General features: G+C 54.6%; 2 pseudogenes. One reads left to right on the top strand and one right to left on the bottom strand.

Annotated elements, in window-relative coordinates:
- Positions 1-152 (bottom strand): annotated as a pseudogene (locus ABRP98_RS11735) (IS256 family transposase); the annotation flags it as partial.
- Positions 153-267: 115 nt separating this feature from the next.
- Here ABRP98_RS11735 and ABRP98_RS11730 point away from each other — a divergent pair.
- Positions 268-850: pseudogene (locus tag ABRP98_RS11730) on the top strand (transposase-like zinc-binding domain-containing protein); the annotation flags it as partial.

Here is an 850-nt window from a genome sequence, read left to right as displayed (position 1 = left end):
TGGGTATCCATTTCAGCATTCAAGCCGCGGGTAATAGAGGCTTGTAGCATGCCCCGAACTAGGTCATTGGCATCCGTTGTCGACGTGCCTAGGTCATCAATCAGTTTCGCGATGTCAGGATTAGCAAGCAGCTTCTTTTCAATCGCATCAATCTTGGCCTTATCAGCTTAGATCTCGTCTCGCCACAGTAGTCATTCTGGTTCATCTCCTCATGCAGGTTAGGTACCCACACACAAACCATCAGACACTCTCTGGTGTGCTTTCCGGGTGAGTAAAAACAGACCACGATGCCCGGTATGTGCTGGGCAAATGAAGAAAAACGGAACCACATCCAAAGGCACAACCAGGTGGCGGTGCAAAGACCCGAACTGCGGCAGCTCCACGACACGAACCCGCACCGATCTCACTCAGGCCTGCGACTTTAAAGCCTTCATCTCCTATGTCACCTCCACAGTGACGTTGTCTGAACTCGCCGGGCAACAAAGGGTGAGTCGTTGGACACTTGATCGCCGATTGAACCGTTTTGGCTCATCGACGTCCCCAACGACGGTGCCCCGCAGCGCGTCTACGAGCAGATCTTCATCGACGCCACCACGTCATTGCTTGGCACTGGACCAAACACGAAACTGTCCACGCATACACGCAGCTTCTTCGCAAAATCGCCGAGCCGCTCTGCGTCGTCATCGACGTCGGACAAGGCGCACTCACCGCGATTAAAGCCTGCTGGCCAAACGCGATGATTCAGCGTTGTCTCGTCCATGCGCAACGCGTCATCGGGCCTGACCCCCGGAAAGTGGACACGTCGGGGGTTAGCTATGCTGCTTTGGTCAGTGTAGCTGATGTGAGTGCT

Source organism: Corynebacterium sp. KPL2838 (assembly GCF_040225455.1).
Classification (GTDB): Bacteria; Actinomycetota; Actinomycetes; order Mycobacteriales; family Mycobacteriaceae; genus Corynebacterium; species Corynebacterium rhinophilum.
The sequence above is the reverse complement of the archived record's forward strand: the minus strand, read 5'-3'. Positions and strand labels throughout refer to the sequence as shown.